17 protein-coding genes and 1 pseudogene are annotated in these 18,371 nt (G+C 68.9%); 15 read left to right on the top strand and 3 right to left on the bottom strand.

Annotated elements, in window-relative coordinates; translation table 11 throughout:
* The first annotated feature begins 22 nt into the window (after positions 1-22).
* A complete protein-coding gene (locus NOW55_RS11810) occupies positions 23-1,726 on the top strand; it encodes a phospholipase D-like domain-containing protein (RefSeq protein ID WP_256400292.1) in 1,704 nt (567 codons plus the stop codon).
* 30 nt (positions 1,727-1,756) lie between these two features.
* On the opposite strand, the gene han is transcribed toward NOW55_RS11810, so the two are convergent.
* A complete protein-coding gene (gene han, locus NOW55_RS11815) occupies positions 1,757-3,661 on the bottom strand; it encodes a Hef-associated nuclease (RefSeq protein ID WP_256400293.1) in 1,905 nt (634 codons plus the stop codon).
* A 114-nt stretch (positions 3,662-3,775) separates the two neighbouring features.
* On the opposite strand from han, the gene NOW55_RS11820 reads away from it, so the two are divergent.
* Genes NOW55_RS11820 through NOW55_RS11830 form a run of 3 tightly spaced genes read left to right on the top strand, consistent with a single transcriptional unit; the run spans position 3,776 to position 6,696 of the window.
* Positions 3,776-4,279, top strand: coding sequence for a Mov34/MPN/PAD-1 family protein (locus NOW55_RS11820; protein ID WP_256400294.1), 504 nt, complete (start codon positions 3,776-3,778; stop codon positions 4,277-4,279).
* The gene (locus NOW55_RS11825) at positions 4,276-4,719 is read left to right on the top strand and encodes an FAD synthase family protein (RefSeq protein ID WP_256400295.1); all 444 of its coding nucleotides are present in this window, start codon (positions 4,276-4,278) and stop codon (positions 4,717-4,719) included. Before NOW55_RS11820 ends, NOW55_RS11825 begins: the two co-directional genes overlap by 4 nt.
* Before the next feature lie 54 nt (positions 4,720-4,773).
* Positions 4,774-6,696 carry an ATP-binding protein gene (locus tag NOW55_RS11830; protein WP_256400296.1) on the top strand — a complete coding sequence of 641 codons (1,923 nt, stop codon included), beginning with the start codon at positions 4,774-4,776 and terminating at the stop codon, positions 6,694-6,696.
* A 42-nt stretch (positions 6,697-6,738) separates the two neighbouring features.
* Here the strand turns inward: NOW55_RS11830 and NOW55_RS11835 are convergent, their stop codons facing one another.
* Together NOW55_RS11835 and ribH are read right to left on the bottom strand one after the other, a co-directional pair.
* Complete coding sequence (locus NOW55_RS11835) at positions 6,739-7,890, bottom strand: pyridoxal phosphate-dependent aminotransferase (RefSeq protein WP_256400297.1); 1,152 nt, start codon at positions 7,888-7,890, stop codon at positions 6,739-6,741.
* Positions 7,887-8,288 (bottom strand): 6,7-dimethyl-8-ribityllumazine synthase, encoded by a 402-nt coding sequence (gene ribH / locus NOW55_RS11840; protein WP_256400298.1) that lies wholly within the window; start codon positions 8,286-8,288, stop codon positions 7,887-7,889. Before ribH ends, NOW55_RS11835 begins: the two co-directional genes overlap by 4 nt.
* A 403-nt stretch (positions 8,289-8,691) precedes the next feature.
* Here ribH and NOW55_RS11845 point away from each other — a divergent pair, with 403 nt between their 5' ends.
* From NOW55_RS11845 to nuoK, 11 genes and pseudogenes are all read left to right on the top strand, one after another.
* Positions 8,692-10,770, top strand: coding sequence for a flippase activity-associated protein Agl23 (locus NOW55_RS11845; RefSeq protein WP_256400299.1), 2,079 nt, complete (start codon positions 8,692-8,694; stop codon positions 10,768-10,770).
* A gap of 27 nt (positions 10,771-10,797) precedes the next feature.
* Complete coding sequence (locus NOW55_RS11850; RefSeq protein WP_256400300.1) at positions 10,798-11,952, top strand: 5-(carboxyamino)imidazole ribonucleotide synthase; 1,155 nt, start codon at positions 10,798-10,800, stop codon at positions 11,950-11,952.
* 30 nt (positions 11,953-11,982) lie between these two features.
* Positions 11,983-12,624, top strand: coding sequence for an AIR carboxylase family protein (locus NOW55_RS11855; RefSeq protein WP_256400301.1), 642 nt, complete (start codon positions 11,983-11,985; stop codon positions 12,622-12,624).
* Positions 12,625-12,824: 200 nt separating this feature from the next.
* On the top strand, positions 12,825-13,235 hold the full coding sequence (locus tag NOW55_RS11860) for an NADH-quinone oxidoreductase subunit A (protein ID WP_256400302.1): 411 nt from the start codon (positions 12,825-12,827) through the stop codon (positions 13,233-13,235).
* Positions 13,232-13,933 carry an NADH-quinone oxidoreductase subunit B gene (locus tag NOW55_RS11865; RefSeq protein WP_368407757.1) on the top strand — a complete coding sequence of 234 codons (702 nt, stop codon included), beginning with the start codon at positions 13,232-13,234 and terminating at the stop codon, positions 13,931-13,933. Before NOW55_RS11860 ends, NOW55_RS11865 begins: the two co-directional genes overlap by 4 nt.
* On the top strand, positions 13,930-15,600 hold the full coding sequence (locus NOW55_RS11870; RefSeq protein ID WP_256400304.1) for an NADH-quinone oxidoreductase subunit D: 1,671 nt from the start codon (positions 13,930-13,932) through the stop codon (positions 15,598-15,600). Before NOW55_RS11865 ends, NOW55_RS11870 begins: the two co-directional genes overlap by 4 nt.
* Complete coding sequence (locus NOW55_RS11875) at positions 15,600-16,670, top strand: complex I subunit 1/NuoH family protein (protein WP_256400305.1); 1,071 nt, start codon at positions 15,600-15,602, stop codon at positions 16,668-16,670. Before NOW55_RS11870 ends, NOW55_RS11875 begins: the two co-directional genes overlap by 1 nt.
* Complete coding sequence (locus tag NOW55_RS11880) at positions 16,667-17,128, top strand: NuoI/complex I 23 kDa subunit family protein (protein ID WP_256299415.1); 462 nt, start codon at positions 16,667-16,669, stop codon at positions 17,126-17,128. Before NOW55_RS11875 ends, NOW55_RS11880 begins: the two co-directional genes overlap by 4 nt.
* Before the next feature lie 53 nt (positions 17,129-17,181).
* Positions 17,182-17,451: an NADH-quinone oxidoreductase subunit J gene (locus tag NOW55_RS11885; RefSeq protein ID WP_256400306.1), complete on the top strand. Its 270-nt coding sequence runs from the start codon at positions 17,182-17,184 to the stop codon at positions 17,449-17,451.
* Positions 17,448-17,579, top strand: a pseudogene (locus NOW55_RS20800) (proton-conducting membrane transporter); the annotation flags it as partial. The gene NOW55_RS11885 and the pseudogene NOW55_RS20800, both read left to right, overlap by 4 nt.
* Positions 17,580-18,065: 486 nt before the next feature.
* The gene (gene nuoK / locus NOW55_RS11895) at positions 18,066-18,371 is read left to right on the top strand and encodes an NADH-quinone oxidoreductase subunit NuoK (RefSeq protein WP_256400308.1); all 306 of its coding nucleotides are present in this window, start codon (positions 18,066-18,068) and stop codon (positions 18,369-18,371) included.

Raw genomic sequence — 18,371 nt, forward strand, 5'->3', positions numbered from 1 at the left:
GGAAGGCGGGGCCAGACCCCGCGTGTCCGGCGCGAGAACACTCGCTGCGGTCGTCCTCCTCTGCCTGGCAGTGACTGCTGGGGTCGGCGCAACCGGTCCCGACGCTGCCGTTCCTGGCGACCCCGACGCCACCCCCGACGGGTTCGACGCCGTCAGGCCGCCGAACGAGAGCACCGAGACCGACGCACCCCGGCTCGTCGCCGTGTTCCCGAACCCCGTCGCGGAAGGGGACGCCGGCGAGCACGTCGTCGCGAGCTTCCCAGAACCGACCGCCATCGGGAGCTGGACGGTCGGTGACGACGATGGCACCACATCACTCCCGAACGTCACCGTCTCGGGGCGAATCGCGTTCACCGCCAACCCGGCCGCCCTCCCACCCGGGGCGAACGCATCGGTGGACCGGGTCGTCGCGGTCGAGGACTTCCCACAGCTCGCCAACGCCGGCGAACGCGTCGCGCTCGCACGGAACGGCTCCCGGGTGGACACACTGGCCTACGAGGACGCGCCCGAGGCCGAGCGCTGGACCGGCACAGCGTGGGTTCCACGGGGCGCGACCGACCTCGACCCGGCCCGGGGTGGACCGGGACGTGTCCGCGCCTTCGTCACGCCCGACAGCGCGGTCCCGCTCGACTCCATCGCCGCCGCCGACGACCGGGTCCTGCTGGCAGGATACACGTTCACCTCCGACCGGGTGACCGACGCGCTGCTGGCCGCGGCCGACCGCGGGGTATCGGTTCGGGTCCTGGTGGACGACGCGCCCGTCGGTGGGCTCTCCGCACGCGAGGTCGCCGCACTCGACCGGCTGCAGGCCGGTGGCGTCTCCGTCCGGCTCCTCGGCGGCGAGGCCGCCCGCTACGACTACCACCACGCGAAGTACCTCGTCGCCGACGGCAGGGCGCTCGTCCTCACAGAGAACTGGAAGCCCTCCGGCACCGGCGGCCACGCGAACCGCGGCTGGGGCGTCGTGCTGAACGGCTCCGAGCCGGTGGCGGCGCTGAACCGCACGTTCCACGCCGACTGGACGGCACACGACGCCGGCCCGTGGCTCGACCGGCGGGAGTCCGTCGACCCGGTGCTGCGGGAGCCCGCCGCGGGCTCGTATCCGACGCGCCTCCAGCCGGCGACGGTGCCCGTCGATTCGACGACCGTGCTGGTCGCCCCGGACAACGCCGAGGACTCGCTCGTGTCGCTGGTCGCCGGCGCGGAGTCGTCGGTCCGCGTCGAGCAGATGAGCGTCGGCGGGGTCGACACGCCGCTCGTGCAGGCGGCCATCGCAGCCGCGCGGAACGGGAGTCGGGTCCGGTTCCTCCTGAGCAGCGCGTGGTACGCCGAAGAGGAGAACGGACGCGTCGTCGAGCGGCTGAACGCCATCGCCGAGGGCGAGGGGCTGGACATGGAGGCCCGACTCGTCGACCCCGGCGACCGGTTCGAGAAGCTACACGCGAAGGGCGTCGTCGTGGACGAGCGCCACGTCGTCGTCGGCAGCGTGAACTGGAACACGAACTCGCTCCATGACAACCGCGAGGTCGCGGTCGTGCTGACGGGCGACCGGGTGGGCCAGTACTACGCCGAGGCGTTCGACGCGGACTGGCGCGGCGGCGATGGCGGCGACGGCGGCCTGCGACCGCGGCTGCTCTGGGTCGCCGCCATCGCGGCCGCTGCGCTGGCGGTGCTGGTGTGCTGGCGACGGGTGCAGTTCGAGTACGAGGGCGAGCTACAGGGCTGAGAACGGGCGGGGAACCGCGAGAAGTGGGCGTTACTCGGTGAGCGGCGAGGTACTGCTGAGGTCCTCGTCGAGGTCTGCTTCGGCCATCTTCTCGACGAGCGAATCGATGACCTCCTGCCGTCGACCCTTCACGAACTTGATGGAGCCGACGACGAGGTGGCCGCCACCGGAGACGCCACCGCCGACGATCTCCTCGTCGAGCTCGGTGACCATCTGCGGGATGTCGAGGCGCACGCCGTCGGAGCGGAGGACCGCGAAGTCGGGCCCGTACCCGATGGTGATGACGGGGTCGCCCGTCTCCTCGACCTTCCGGTCGTGGATCTCACCGGTCGTCTTCCCCGGCGCGGGGTAGGTGAACCGGTGGGCGTGGTTCTCCACGTCGATGGTGTAGAGGTGCGCGCCGTTGTCGAGCGGTTCGTGCTCGACGTGTGCCATCGCGGCGTCGAGCTGGTCGTCGACGGCCTCCTCGGCGCGGGTCGAGAGCACGTCGACGAGTCGGCGGTGCCGGGACTCGTCGTCGACGCCGATGTTGAGCACGTCGTCGATGAGGTGGCGGCCGGAGTCGTAGCGGAGCCAGTGTGCGCCGTAGTCGAGCGCCTCGCTGATGGCCTGCAGGTCCGCTTCGTCGTAGCCCTCCGCGGCGGCGAGCTCGAGGTAGTCGTCCATGGCCTCGGCCTTCGAGCGGTCCGAGAGGCCGGCGACGGCGGGGACGTGCCGCAGGTCGTCGGTGAGGTCCGGGTAGATCATCCGGGCGAGCTCGACGCACATCATGCCCGTCGTGATGCGGTAGTCCTCGTCGTAGAGGTACGGGTTGACGTGGGCGTCGAGCAGCGGGTCGACGGCCTCCGGGTCGGGGTGGTGGTGGTCGAGCGCGACGATGGGGATGTCGTAGTGCGCCAGCGTCTCGTAGGCGGGGACGTCCTCCTCGGTCGACCCGTTGTCGAGCATGAGCACGAGCGGGAGCTTCTGCCCGTGCTTCGCGCGGTCCTCCAGCGCGAAGTTGAGGTCGCGGGTCGCGTCCTCCATCTCGTAGAAGGGTGCCTTGCTGGGGAGGCGTTTGAACAGGTGCCGCGGCGCGCTGGGGTCCTGGTGGACCTCGGCGATGAAGCCTTCGAGCGCGCGCTGGACCGGGACCGAGGCGCACATCCCGTCACCGTCTGCGTGGTGCCGGACGCGGATGGGGCGGCCCTCGATGACGGTCTCGCGGAGCAGCCGGGCGACGTCGCGGATGTCGTCCCGGAGCTTCTCGAATGCGTCCCACTCGACGAGCGGCTCGACGTCGTGGGGTTCGGCCCACTCGGCGGTCGCGGCGTCGATGCGCTCGCGCACCTCGGCTGCCTCGTCGTCCGCGAGCCCGGTCAGCGAGCCGACCTCGAGCTGGACGGCGTCCTCCCGGTTCTCGACGACGCCGGTCACGCGGACCACGTCGTCGACGGCCACGTCGGGGTAGGCACGGACGCCCGCGGCCTCGAACGCGGCCGCGGGGACGACGCCGTGCTCGTCGCGGACCTGGAAGATGGTTGGGCCGCCGGTCTGCTTGATCTGGGTGACGATACCCTCGACGTGGACCTGCTCGCCGAGGTTGGTGTCGAGGGCGGTCGTCGCGGTCGGACGGTAGTCGTGGTCGACGGCCTCGACGCGGTAGTCCCCGATGTCGACGGGCGCGAAGGAGATGTCGCCGTCGTCGCGGACGTTGTCCACCTCGACGACCAGCTCGTCGTCGACGGCGTACGTGCCGTCGAGGGTCGATTCGTGGACGAGACCCGAGACGGAGTCGGAGAGGTCGACGAAGATACCGTACTCGACGATGCCGTTGACGGTGGCGAGATAGGGCGTGTCGGATTCGATGTCCTCGACCGTGCAGTCGGGTGCGAGGTCGTAGACGACCGGCACGTCCCCGTCGCCAGCGTCGTCGCCGACGGAGTCGGTTGTCATGTTGGCTGTGAGTTCGAAACGACCGCGTATAACCCTTGTCAAGACGAACGCACGCGCCGAACGGCGAACGCTGCTTTCGGAACGTTTAGCACCGGCGAGGCGCGAGGGAAGGACATGGGACTGTTCGACCGGTTCTTCCAGCGCCAGGGCGTCGTCGGCATCGCCCGCGACACAATCGAGTTCGCGCTGGAGTCCGCCGAGGACACCCACCCCAACGAGTACATGGGGATGCTGCGTGGGACGCCCGCGAAGCACCTCGACATGGACCAGCGGGGCTACGTCATCACGGACATCCTCGTCATCCCAGGCACCCGGTCGAACCCGGTGAGCGCGACGGTCGACTCGAACATGATCCCGAACGACATGCGCTCGCTCGGGAGCATCCACTCGCACCCGAACGGCGTCCTCCGGCCGAGCGACGAGGACCTGGGCACGTTCACCTCGGGCACCGTCCACATCATCATGGGAGCGCCGTACGGCCGCAACGACTGGCGCGCGTTCGACCAGCACGGCGAGTACCGGGACCTCCCGGTGCTCGACGTCGACCTGGAGGACCACGAGGAGTTCTTCGACTTCACACAGGCAGACATCGACGCGGAACTGCGACGAGACAAATGACCGAAAATCCGACGACCGTCATCGCACAGGGGACGTTCGACATCCTCCACCCGGGGCACCTCCACTACTTCTCGGAGGCCGCGGCGCTGGGCGACGAGCTCCACGTCATCATCGCCCGACGGGAGAACGTCACGCACAAGGAGAAACCCATCCTGCCGGACCGCCAGCGACGCGACATGGTGGCCGCACTGGAGATGGTCGACGAGGCACACCTCGGGCACACAGAGGACATCTTCGTCCCCATCGAGCGCATCGACCCGGACTGCATCGTCCTCGGCCACGACCAGCACCACGACGAGGCCGCCATCGCGGACGCCCTGGCGAGTCGCGGCATCGACTGCGAGGTGCGCCGGGCGAGCGCCCGCGAGCCGAAGTACGAGGGCGAGCTCCTCTCGACGGGTCGTATCGTCGACCGCATCCTCGAACTGCGCGACGGCTGAGAGGACCGACGGGCCGCCGGTACCATCATTACGGTCGGTATCGTCTGCTCCGGTATGTCATCCGGACGGCCGGACGGCGACCACGGTCGGTCGGTCTGCCTGCTCCGGGCCGGATCGCTCTCCATCGACCTGACTGCGTCGCTCCACGACAGGGATTTCACGGTCGAAGAGTGCGAGCTGTCGGTCGGGTCGGACGCGGAACGGTGCTTCTCGCTCCTCGGGGCGACGGCGGACCCACCGGACGCAATCGTGCTCGTCACGAACGACCCGGCGGTGCTCGACGCCACCCAGCTCGGGTCGTTCGACCCCGTCGTCGTCGCGACGAGCGACCGGGCGGTCGAGCGGGCGGTCCACACGGGCGAGTATCCGGTCTCGGGCGTCTGTCGGGTCACCGACGACTCCGCGGCGGCGACGCTCGCCTGGGTCGTCGACTCGGCTATCGAGGTCCACGAGTACGAGGTCCGTACGGAACGACTCCGTGTCGACACCGCGCTCATCCGCGAGGTGAACACCGCCATCGTGCGGGCGACCTCGCAGGCGGAGATCGAGCGCACCGTCTGTGAACGGCTGGTCGGCACCAGGTACACGCTCGCCTGGGTCGCGTCGGGGCACGGGAGTCCGAACGAGATTCGTGCGGTCGCTGGGAACACCGATTCCGACAGTGACGTCCTGCCGCTGGCGACTGGTGTGGACGGTGACGGCCCACTGGCGACCGCGCTGGCGACACACGAGACACAGGTCGCGTGGAACGCCCCGCTCGACGAGCGGTTCCGCCCCGACGGCGTCGACGGCCCGTTCGGCGTGGCCGTCGCGCCGCTCGTGTACGAGGAGCGCTGTTTCGGGCTGCTCGTCGTCCACTCGCCGAACCGGGAGGACGTCGACGAACAGGCCCGGGAGCTGCTCACCGACATCGCGGAGAACGCGGCCCACGCCATCCAGGCTGCACGCGACCGGGAGACGGTCCGGCAGAGCCGGAACCGGCTGGAGGCCATCACGGGTGCCATCCCCGACCTCGTCATCGTCTACGACGAGAACGGCCGTTACGAGGAGGTGCTGACGAACGAGCCGGTGCTCGGACTGGCGGAGTCCGAGGTGCTCCTCGGCCGGACGGTCCACGAGCTGCTCCCCCACGACACGGCCGACAGGGTTCTGGGCGCGGTCCGCGACACCATCGAGACCGGCGAGGGCCAGACCATCGAGTACTCGGTCCCGTTCGAGGGGGAGACGTACGTCTGGGAGGCCCGGACGACGCTGCTCGAACGCGACGGCGGCGGTCGCGTCGTCTTCCTCGCTCGCGACGTGACCGAGGCCCACGCGTACCAGGCCGAACTCGAGGCGAAGAACGAGCGGCTCGACGAGTTCGCGAGCTTCGTCAGCCACGACCTGCGGAACCCGCTGAACGTCGCACAGGCCACGCTCGAGATGGTCGAGCCGTCGGACGGGGACTCCGCGACCTACCTCGCGGAGGCCCGGGACGCGCTGGCCCGGATGGCGGATCTCATCGAGGACGTGCTGGCGCTCGCCCGACAGGGGGCCGTCGTCGAGGACCCGACGCGGACGCCCCTCGAACCCGTCGTCCACCGTGCGTGGGCCACGGTCGATTCGGGCGACGCGAAGCTCGACGTCGGGCCGGACCTCGGACGGGTGCTCGCGGACCCCGACCGGCTCCAGCAGCTGTTCGAGAACCTCTTCCGGAACTCGGTGGAACACGGCTCCACCGACGACGACCCGGTGACCGTCCACGTCGCGCGGACGCCCGACGGGTTCCGGGTCGTCGACGACGGCCCCGGCATCCCGCCCGAGAACCGCGAGAAGGTGCTAGAGCACGGCGTCACGACGCACGACTCCGGCACCGGGTTCGGGCTCGCCATCGTCGACCGCATCGCGGCCGCACACGGCTGGACGGTCGCGGTGGTCGACCCACCGTCGTCAGACCCCGGGGCCTGCTTCGAGATAGCCGGCGTCGAGTTCGTCTGAGCCGCCGCTGACGGGCGAGCGGGCGGGAGAACGGGAGCCGCCTCAGATGTAGTCGTGCTCGGCGAGCCGCTCGACGCCCTCGCGGAGCCGTTCCTCGCTGGCCGCGTAGGAGAGCCGCGCGTAGCCGGGCGTGCCGAACGCGCTCCCCGGCACCGTGGCGACGTGGGCCTCGTCGATGGCACCCTGGCACCACGCCGAGTCGTCGTCGTCGACCGGGAGCATCATGTAGAACGCCCCCTCCGGCACCGCGACGTCGACGCCGTGCTCTGCGAACAGGTCGACGAGCATGTCGCGGCGCGCCTCGAACGCCTCGGTCATCTCTTCGACGGCCTCGTCGCAGTTCGAAAGCGCCTCGACGCCCGCGTGCTGGACGAAGTTCACCGCCGAGGAGACCGAGTGGCTGTGTATCTTCCCGGCCTGCGAGACGAGCTCCTCGGGCGCGGCGAAGTAGCCGAGCCGCCAGCCCGTCATCGAGTACGCCTTCGAGAAGCCGTTGACGGTGATGGTGCGGTCACCCATCCCGTCGAGCGTGCCGAGCGAGATGGGCTCGGCGTCGCCGTAGGTGATCTCCTTGTATATCTCGTCGGAGATGACGAGGAAGTCGTGCTCGACGGCGAGGTCGCGCACACCTTCCAGGGCCTCCCGGGAGTAGACCGCGCCGTGGGGGTTGCCCGGCGAGTTCACGACGAGCAGCTCCGTCTCGTCCGACACCGCCTCGGCGAGGTCGTCGAGCGCGGGTTCGAGCGCGAAGTCGTGCGTCGCGGTGTCGACGCGGGTGAGCGAGCCGCCCGAGAGCTTCACCATCGCCTCGTAGGACACCCACGCGGGGTCCAGCAGCGCGACCTCGTCGCCGTCGTCGATGAGCGCGTTGATGATCTCGTACAGCGCCTGCTTCCCGCCGGGGGTGACGATGACCTGGCCGGGGTCGTAGTCCAGCCCGTCCTCGGCCAGCTTCCCGGCGATGGCCTCCTTCAGCTGCGGGATGCCGTTCGACGGCGCGTAGCCGGTGTGGCCGGCGTCCATCGCGTCCTTCGCGGCCTGCACGACGTTCGCCGGGGTGGGGAAGTCCGGTTCGCCGACGCTCAGGTCCACCACGTCGACGCCCTCGGCCTCCAGTTCGGAGGCGGCGTCGGAGATGGCCAGCGTCGCGGACGGTTCGACTCTCGTGACTCTCTCTGCGAAATCCATGCTCATAGTCGTTCTACCAGTTTGACAGCACCCTCGACGGCCTTCGCGGCGTTCCCGACGCGCTCTCTGGCCTCGGCACCGCTCATGCCGGGGCCCGTGACGCCGAGTGTGACCGGCGTGTCGCGGTCGAGGCTCACGTCGGTGAGCTTCTGGGCGGTCGCGTGCCCGATGACGTCGTCGTGGTCCGTGTCGCCGGTGACGATGGCACCGAGCACGGCGACCGCGTCGACGTCGTCCCGGCGTGCCAGCCGGTCGGCGGCCAGCGGGGCGTCATACACCCCCGGGACGTGGACGGTCTCCGCGACCGTCGCGTCCGCCTCGGCCGCCGCATCTCTCGCGACCGACTCCATCTCCTCGGTGACCGAGGCGTTGAACTCCGCGACCACCAGTCCGAGCGAGGTCATGCGAGAGTCGTCGGAACCGTCCGTCAAAGGTCTACCGTTATGGACAATGCGAGGCGGTAGCGAGGGGTTTGAATGGGGCCGGGCTTGGCGGTGTCGCGCCGACGGGAACGTGCCGGTAGCCCGGCCCAGGGTTTACGAGTATCGTAAACTACTGCCGGCCTCGACGGCTAGCCCAGCGGCTGGCCCGCGGCTGGTGAGACTGCACGAGCGGTGCGCGGTTCGAACAGCACAGCGAGTGAGGACCGCGACTGCGAACTGGGCGCGCCAGCGAGCGTGGGCTTTCGAGGAGGCGTTCCCACCCCTGGTGCATGGCGTTCGCACCCTGGGCGCAGCCGCGTGACACCCAGACAACTCGACACAGGAACGGAAAGCGTATGCCGGAGGGGTGGCCAGTTCGACAGCAATGGCAGACGCGGCGACGGCCTCGGCGACCGACGACGGCTCCGAACCCGGGGGCGACTCCGGACCGGAGTCCGAGTCGGTCGACCGTTCCCTCCTCGGTGCTGTCGTCGCCTTCTCCCTTCTCGCGACCGCCCTCCGGCTGGTCCACCTCGGTGTGCGGACCGCCCACTGGGACGAGGCTCGCCACGGCTACGCGGTGCTCCGGTACGGCGCGACGGGTGTCTGGGAGTACCGACCTATCCTCCACGGGCCACTGCTCGCGCACGCGAACGAACTGCTCTTCGGCGTCTTCGGGGCGAGTGACGCGGTCGCCCGGCTGTTCCCGGCGCTGCTCGGCGGGCTGCTCCCGCTGTCGGCGTGGCTGTTCAGAGAGCGGCTCCGCCGGAGCGAGGTCGTCGCGCTCGCGGCCCTGCTGGCGGTGAACCCCGCGCTGCTCTACTACTCGCGGTTCGCCCGGTCGGACCTGCTCGTGGCGACGTTCGCCTTCGTCACGGTCGGGCTGGTCGTCCGGCTGCTGGACACGCGCGAACCGGGCTATCTCTACGCCGCGAGCGTGTCGTTCGCCCTCGCGGTGGCGTCGAAGGAGAACGCACTGGTGTACCTCGCCTGCTGGCTCGGAGCCGGCGCGCTGCTCGTCGACCACCGGCTGTTCTGGAAGCGCTGGTCGCTCGTCGGCGACGGTGAGCGGCGGCTCGCCGCGCCGGACTGGCTCCGCGGGCGTGTCGACGAGGCCGTGGTCCTGTTCGCCGTGCTCAACCCGCTGGTCGTCGCACTGGTCCCCGGCGTCGGGCGGGTCGTCGCCATCGTGCTGTTGCTGGTCGTGTTGCGGTGTGCGCTCTGGGTCGTCCCCCGCGATGGGGAGGCGTTCCCGGCCATCGTGGGCGTCGGGGTCGCCGTGCTCTCGCTGCTCGTCTTCGTCGGCGACGCGGTCGTGGCGACGTATGCCGTCGCGTGGCTCGTCGCCGCCGCGTACGTGCTCGGGGTGCTCCTCCGGGGCACCGACGCGGGCCGGACGCTCGGCCTGTGGCGTGGGCCCGTACTCCTCTCCGGTGTCGTGTTCACCGTCGTCGTCACCGCGCTGTACCTCCCACGCGGTACCGGCGTCGGGGCGCTCGCGGGCGACCCGCTGCTGCTCGCCGACCTCGTCGAGTCGGCGCTGTTCGGGAGCTGGACCGCCGCCAGCGACCTCTGGTTCGGGTCCGTCCAGGACCAGTCCGTCCTCCCGTACACCATCTTCTTCGTGAAGACGCTGCTCGCCGGCGCGGCCGTGACCTGCGTGTTCGGCGTCGTCGGTCTCCTGCTCGACCGCTACCGCGACGGCGGTGCGCGCGACCTCGTCGCCTTCTGTGGCTACTGGGGGCTCGCGAGCGTCGTCGTCTACCCCGTCGTCATGTACGGGATGGGGCCGTGGCACGCGGTCCACGTCGCCGTCCCGCTCGCGGTGCCGGCCGCCGTCGCGCTCTCGCTGGTGTACCGCTGGGGCCGGGACGCTGTCGCCGACCGCCGCGCCGTCTCGGCCGCGCTCGCGGTGCTCGTCCTCACGGGTGGCGCAGGAACGGCAGTCGGCGCTGCGGTCGCGACCTCGTACCACTCGTCGGCGTCGCCTGACAACGGGCTCGTCCAGCCCGGCCAGCCCGGAACCGACCTCGACCCGGCGCTCGCCCACGTCTCGGCGGCCACCGCGGCCCACGACGACGGCCCCGACGTGCTCTACTACGGCGCGTACTTCGCGATGGACGACGAGTCCGCCGCCGACTCGCTTCCCGTGACCGACGAGTACGGCTGGCGCGACGACACCTACCGGCAGCTCGCCCGGAACGAGGCGTGGTACAACCGGCTGCCGCTGCCCTGGTACTTCGAACAGCAGGGCCTGGAGACGGCGAGCGCCCGGAACGCGACCGCGCTCCGCGCCGCGCTGGAGTCGCCGCCGCCCGTCGTCGTGACACGCGCCGCCCACCGGGACACCGTCGCCCGGGAGCTGGGTGGTGGCTACGAGCAGTACCCGGTACAGTTGACGGTGAACGGGACGAACACCGTCGTCTTCGTGAACGCGTCGGCCGGGCGAGAGAGCAAGCGTTAAGCGCGCGCCTTCGGAACCCCCGACCACATGCCCGCGAGCCTACCAGGCCCGACGGTCGGCGTGGTCGGCGGTGGCCAGCTCGGACGCATGCTCGGGGAGGCGGCTGCCCCCCTGGGCATCGAACTGGTCGTCCTCGACCCGACGCCGGACGCGCCGGCGGCCCAGGTCGCGACGGACCAGCTCGTCGCCGACTTCGACGACGCCGACGCCATCCGCGACCTCGCCGAACGGTCCGACTTCCTCACCTTCGAGATCGAGCTCGCAGACCAGGAGAGCCTCGACGAGGTCAGCGACGCGACCGGCGTCCCCTGTCACCCCGACCCGGCGACGCTGTCGCTCATCCACGACAAGCTCCACCAGAAGGAGGCACTCGCCGACGCCGGGGTTCCGGTGCCGCCGTTCCGCCGGGTCGACGACGCAGACGAACTGCGTGCCGCGCTGCACGAGCTCGGGACGCCGGCGATGCTGAAGGCCCGCACCGGCGGCTACGACGGCCGGGGGAACGTCCCGGTCGAGTCCGTCGACGACGCCGCCGACGCGATGGACGCCGTCGGCGGGCCGGCGATGGTCGAGGCGTTCGTCGACTACGAGCGCGAGATAAGCGTCGTCGCCGCGCAGGGCGACGGCGAGGTCTCGGTCTTCCCCGTCGGGGAGAACATCCACGAGGCGGAGATACTCCGCGAGATGGTCGTCCCGTCGCGCTCGTCCGACGCCGTGCTCGCGGCGGCCGAGCAGGTGGGACGTGACGTGCTCGAACTGCTCGACGGGCGCGGGGTCTACGCCATCGAGCTGTTCGAGACGACCGACGGGCGCATCCTCGTCAACGAGATCGCCCCGCGACCGCACAACTCCGGGCACTGGTCCATCGAGGGCGCACTCACCTCGCAGTTCGAACAGCACCTCCGCGCGGTCGTGGGCTGGCCGCTCGGTGCGACCGACCTCCGTGCGCCGACCGTGACGAAGAACGTCCTCGCCGACGGCGACGACTCCCGTCCCGCGCGGGTCGGCGGCGTCTCCGAGGTGCTCGCGACGCCCGGCGCGAACCTGCACTGGTACGGCAAACGGGAGGCCCGGCCGTTGCGGAAGATGGGCCACGTCACACAGGTCGCGACCGGCGACGAATCGCGCGAAGAGCTGCTCGCGAGCGCCCGCTCGCTCGTCGACGGCCTCGGCTTCGACTGACCACCTGCGACCCGCAACCACCGACATCACATGACCGACGAACTCGACGACCTCATCGACGACCTGCACGCGGAGGCACAGCGCGACCGACCCGACGAGGACACCCCGGACGTGGGCATCGTCATGGGCTCGGACTCCGACCTCGACGTGATGATGGGCTCGGAGACGGGCCGTCCCGGCGCGTACGACGCGCTCGTGGACGAACTCGGCTTCGCCGAGGTGACGGACTACGACGACCCGCCCGAGGAGCGGTTCACCTTCGAGACGTACGTCGTCTCGGCGCACCGCACGCCCGAACTGATGTACGCCTACGCGGAGACCGCCGAGGCCCGCGGCATCGACGTCGTCATCGCCGGGGCCGGCGGGAAGTCCGCCGACCTGCCGAACATGACCGCGTCCATCGCCTACCCGGTGCCGGTCGTCGGCGTCCCGGTGCAGGAGAAGTCCGTTGACTCGGTCATCGGGATGCCCCAGGGCGCGCCGCTGACCGCCGTCGACGCCGGGAAGTCATTCAACGCCGCGCTCTCGGCCGCACAGATCCTGGCACGGGAGCACACCGAACTTCGCGACCGGCTCGTCGACTACCACGAGGGGCTGAAGGGCGACGTGGCACGCACCTCGCGGGACCTCCACGAGCTCGGTACGCCCGGGTTCAAGGAACGGCGAGACTGACGAGGCCACTGCCCGACCCCGATTACTCTCCCGGCAGTCCGTCGGGGAGTTCCGCTGCCCGGAGCCTCACTTAAAAACTCCCGTACCCACTCGGCCGTGAACGTTTCCGGGACTGGAACCGGGGCAAACCTCGGGAAATCGCAAGAATCAACCCTTATATGGGTGCGCTTCAAAGCCCCGGATGTTACGGAGAATACGGCATGAATCCATGGATAGCCATTGGGGCGCTCGCGCTCGTCGGCGTGCTGATTCCGGTCGGCATGATGTCGGTCTCGGCACTGCTCAGGCCGAGCGTTCCTGAAGACAGCAAGCGCGCCACCTACGAGAGTGGTGAGGTCCCGACAGGAGGGACCCACATCCGCTTCAACATCCAGTACTACATGGTCGCACTGCTGTTCGTCATCTTCGACATCGAGACCGTCCTCATCTTCCCGTGGACGGTCATCTACGGCTCTGCACTCGAAGGTGGGACAGCACTCGGCCCCGTACTGGTCCCGATGCTGGTGTTCATCACCGTGCTCGTCGCTGGTCTGGCATGGGCCTGGCACAACGGCGCGGTGAAGTGGGCCAAGAGCGCGCGCTCGGAATCGCAGGTACAGGCAAAACGATGAGTAGCGACAACCCTATCGACGGCGGGAGTACAGACATGCTGACAGACACACGCGACGCCCGCATGGGCGAGGGGCTGGACGACCGCTTCAACTCGCGGCTCCGTGAGGCGTTCGGCTCGTCCCCGTTCATCCTCACCAAGTTCGACAAGTTCATGAACTGGGTGCGCGGGTCGTCGATGTTCATGCTGCAGTTCGGTATCGCGTGCTGCAGCATCGAGATGATCCACACGTACGCGATCAAGCACGACCTCGACCGCTTCGGGGCGGGCATCCCGCGTGCGTCGCCGCGACAGGCGGACGTCATCATCGTGCCGGGGACCATCGTCTCCAAGTTCGCCCCGCGCATGAAGCGCGTCTACGACCAGATGCCCGAGCCGAAGTTCGTCGTCGGCATGGGCTCGTGTACCATCTCCGGCGGCCCGTTCCAGGAGGGGTACAACGTCATCAAGGGCGCCGAGGAGGTCATCCCGGTGGACATCCACGTCCCCGGCTGCCCGCCGCGCCCCGAGGCGCTGGTCTACGGCGTCGCGAAGCTCCAGGAGCGCATCGCAAACGGCGAGTCCTCGCCCGTCGTGGTCAAGCCGTACGAGCTCGAACAGTTCGGCGACATGCCCAAGGACGAGGTCGTCGAGAAGCTCGCCGACCAGATCGACGAGGACACCCTCGCGATGCGGTACAACTGGGTTGATTCGCCATGAGCGTCGAGGAGACCGAGGAGACACCGGAGATCGAAGCCGGCTCCACCGTCGAGGACGAGGTGCTCGAGACGCTCGGCGACACCGTCCAGAACACCGAGGAACACCTGAACGCCGACGCGTCCGTTGTCGTCCGGCCGGACCAGGTGCAGGACGCGCTGTTCGCACTTCGGGACGACATGGGCTACGACCACCTCTCGTGTGTCACCGCCCAGGAGTACGAGGACCGCTACGAGTCCATCTACCACATGAAGCAGTACGACGACCCGACCCAGGAGGTCAGCGTCGTCGTCCCGGCCTCGAAGGACGAGCCAGTCAGCCAGACCGCGGAGCCGGTGTTCCGGACCGCCGACTGGCACGAGCGCGAGGCGTACGACCTCGTCGGCATCAACTACGAGGGCCACCCGGACCCGCGGCGCATCCTGCTGCCGGACACCTGGCAGGGCCACCCGCTCGGCCACGACTACGACCAGGACAGCCCGCAGATCGTCACGCTCGGCGAGTGGGACAACCCGCTCCGTGACGACCACATGGACAACGAGGCGGACACGATGTTCCTCAACATCGGCCCGCACCACCCGGCGACCCACGGTGTGCTGCACGTCAAGACGGTGCTGGACGGCGAGACCGTCGCGGACGTGGACCCGGACATCGGCTACCTCCACCGCTGCGAGGAGCAGATGTGCCAGAACGGCACCTACCGCCACCAGATCATGCCGTACCCCGACCGCTGGGACTACGTCTCCGCCGGCATCCTCAACGAGTGGGCGTACGCCCGTGCCGCGGAGGACCTCGCGGACATCGAGGTGCCGGAGTACGCGCAGGTCATCCGGACGATGTCCGCCGAGCTGTGTCGCATCGCCGCGCACATGCTCGCGCTCGGGACGTTCGCGCTGGACGTCTTCGGCGACTTCACGGCCATCTTCCAGTACTCGTTCCGCGACCGCGAGGTCATCCAGAACATCCTGGAGGACCTCACCGGCCAGCGGATGATGTTCAACTACTTCCGCCTCGGCGGTGTCGCCTGGGACCTGCCCGAGCCCCGCGAGGAGTTCTTCGAGAAGACGCGTGACTTCCTCGAGGAGATGCCCGCGAAGCTGGAGGAGTACCACGACCTCATCACGGGCAACGAGATCTTCCAGCTCCGCTGTGTCAACACCGGCATCCTCGAACCCGAGGTCGCAAAGAGCTACGGCGCGACCGGACCGGTCGCCCGTGGCTCCGGCATCGACTACGACCTGCGGCGCGACGACCCGTACGGCTACTACGACGAGCTCGACTGGGACGTCGTCACCGAGGACGGCTGCGACAACTTCTCGCGCGTCCTCGTGCGCATGCAGGAGGTCGAGGAGTCCGCGAAGATAATCGAGCAGTGCATCGACCTGCTCGAGGAGTGGCCGGAGGACGACCGGACCATCCAGTCCAACGTCCCCCGCACGCTCAAGCCGGACCCGGACACCGAGACCTACCGCGCCGTCGAGGCCGCGAAAGGCGAACTCGGCATCTACATCCGCTCGGACGGCACGGACAAGCCCGGCCGGTTCAAGATCCGGAGCCCGTGCTTCTCCAACCTGCAGACGCTGGGCGAGATGTCCGAGGGCGAGTACATCCCGGACCTCATCGCCTCGCTCGGTAGCCTCGACATCGTGCTCGGGGAGGTGGACCGCTGATGGTGACGGAGCAGATGCTCCCGGAGACACTCCGGACGATGATCGGCCTGCCCGACTCGGTGCTCGGCCAGGCCATCGCGGCGTTCATCGCCGCGTTCCTCGTCGGCAACGTGATGCTCGCGTACACGGGCGTCGCGGGCCCGTGGGCGAAGCGGAAGATCACCGCCGCGTTCACCGACCGCATCGCGGTCGACCGCATCGGACCGTTCGGGCTGCTCATCATCGTGGCCGACGCGGTCAGGCTCCTCGCGAAGGAGCTCATCATCCCCGAGAACGCCGACCGCCCGGCGTACGACCTCGCACCGGTCGTCGTCGCGGGCTCGGCGATGCTCGGCTTCGCGGTCATCCCGATGGGCGGACTCGGCCCGTTGAACATCCAGCTCGCCGACCCCGAGTCGGGGCTGGTGTACGTGTTCGCGGTCGCGTCCATCGCGACGCTCGGCCTGACGATGGCCGGCTACGCGTCGTCGAACAAGTACTCGATGCTCGGCGCCCTGCGCGCCATCGCACAGAACCTCGCGTACGAGATCCCGCTCGTCCTCACGGGCGCGTCCGTCGTGCTGTTCACGCAGTCGCTCCAGATGAGCGAGATCGTCGCCGTCCAGCAGGAGACGCTGGTGACCATCGCGGGGTTCTCGATCCCCTCGTGGTTCGCGTTCGTGAACCCGTTCGCGTTCGCGCTGTTCATGGTCGCGAACCTCGCCGAGGTCGGGCGTAACCCGTTCGACATCCCGGAGGCACCGACCGAGATCGTCGCAGGCTACCAGACCGAGTACTCCTCGGTCTACTTCGTCCTCATCTACCTGGGCGAGTTCCTGCACATCTTCCTCGGTGGCGCCATCATCGCGACGCTGTTCCTGGGCGGCGCTGCCGGCCCGGGTCCGGAGTCCATCGGCTTCCTCTGGTTCACGGCCAAGATCTGGGGCGTGTTCCTGTTCACGCAGTGGGCACGCTCGGCGGTCCCGCGTGTTCGCATCGACCAGCTCATCGAGATCGGCTGGAAGGGGATGCTCGTGCTCTCCTTCGCGAACCTGCTGCTGACCGCACTCCTTGTCGGGGTGATTGCATGATCGGCATACTCAAATCCATGGCGACCACGATGAAGCACGCGCTGGACGGTGAGACGTTCACCGTCGAGTACCCGGAGACACCGCCCGAGGTCTCGCCGCGGTTCCGCGGCATCCACAAGTTCAGCCAGGAACGGTGTATCTGGTGCCGTCAGTGCGAGAACGTGTGTCCGAACGACACCATCCACATCGTGACCGACGCACAGCGCAACGGCGAGGAGTACAACCTCCACATCGGCCAGTGCATCTACTGCCGGCTCTGTGAGGAGGTCTGCCCGGTGGACGCGATCCTGCTCACGCAGAACTTCGAGTTCACGGGCGACACGAAGGACGACCTCGTCTACAACAAGGAACAGCTCAAGAGCGTCCCCTGGTACAAGGACATCGACCCCCTCGAGTCCCGCGAACCGGACCGCGGTGCGTGGATCGGCGAGGGCGACGGCGAGGTCGATTACCAGTAGACGGTACGGCCGTCTCGAAATCTTCAACATACAGCGATAGGAGAACCCAAACAATGGCACTCGCAGAACTCGTCGCCTTCGCGCTCTTCGCCACCGTCACGGTGGCGAGTAGCGTCGGCGTCGTCCTCGTGGAAGACGTGTGGCACTCCGCACTCTTCCTGGGCGTCGCGCTACTCAGCGTCGCGGTACACTACGTGATGCAACAGGCCGAGTTCCTCGCCGCGATGCAGATTCTGGTCTACGTCGGCGGGGTACTCGTCCTGATCACGTTCGCCGTGATGCTCATGCGTGAAGACGACACGACGGAGGTGGTAGAGGCATGACAACACGCCCGGAACTACGACTCGGTGGCCATCTGGCCCCGGGACTCGTCGCGGTCGCCCTGTTCGTCATCATGGCGGTCGTGTTCGTCGGCGCGCCGCTCGGTGACCCCGTCGGCTTCGACGAGGCGACGGCGATCCAGAACGAGACGTTGCAGTCCGACTCGCCGACCGGCGACTACGGTACCGTCAGCGCCGGTGGCTCGACGTACGCGGTCGCGTACAACACGGAGGACGGCTCGGAGGCGGCGAACGTCTCCGTCGCGAACGACCCCGGTGTCGGGGTCGACTTCCGCGAGGTCGACACGAACGGTGACGGCGAGACCGACACCGTCTACGCGATCTCGCGGACGAGCATCACCGAGAACATCGGGTACCTGATGTTCGGCATCGACAGCGACCAGCGCTCGGCGCCCGGTGAGACGTTCCTCGTCGCGTTCGAGATCATCGACCTGGTGCTCGTCGCGGCACTGGTCGGCGCGGTCGTCCTCGCCCGCCGCGACGAAGGCGGCGAGGTCGTCACCGCACTCGGCCTGCGCGACGTGGACGAGCCGACCGGCACCGGTGCCGGACAGGTCGCCGCCGACGGCGGCACGGAAGACGGAGGTGACAACTGAATGGCAGTCGACACGACCTACTATCTCATCCTCTCGGCGGCGGTGTTCTGTACCGGCCTGTTCGGTATCCTGACCCGGCGGAACGCCCTGCTGTTCCTGATGTCGGTCGAGCTGATGCTCAACGCGGCGAACATCAACCTCGTCGCGTTCAGCCAGTACTACGGCAATCTCACCGGCCAGGTGTTCGCGCTCTTCACGATGGCACTCGCCGCCGCGGAGGTCGCCGTCGGTATCGGCATCATCCTCGTGCTGTATCGCAACTTCGAAGACATCGACGTGGCTGAGGCTGCAACAATGAGGTGGTAA

This window comes from Haloarchaeobius litoreus (genome assembly GCF_024495425.1).
GTDB lineage: Archaea > Halobacteriota > Halobacteria > Halobacteriales > Natrialbaceae > Haloarchaeobius > Haloarchaeobius litoreus.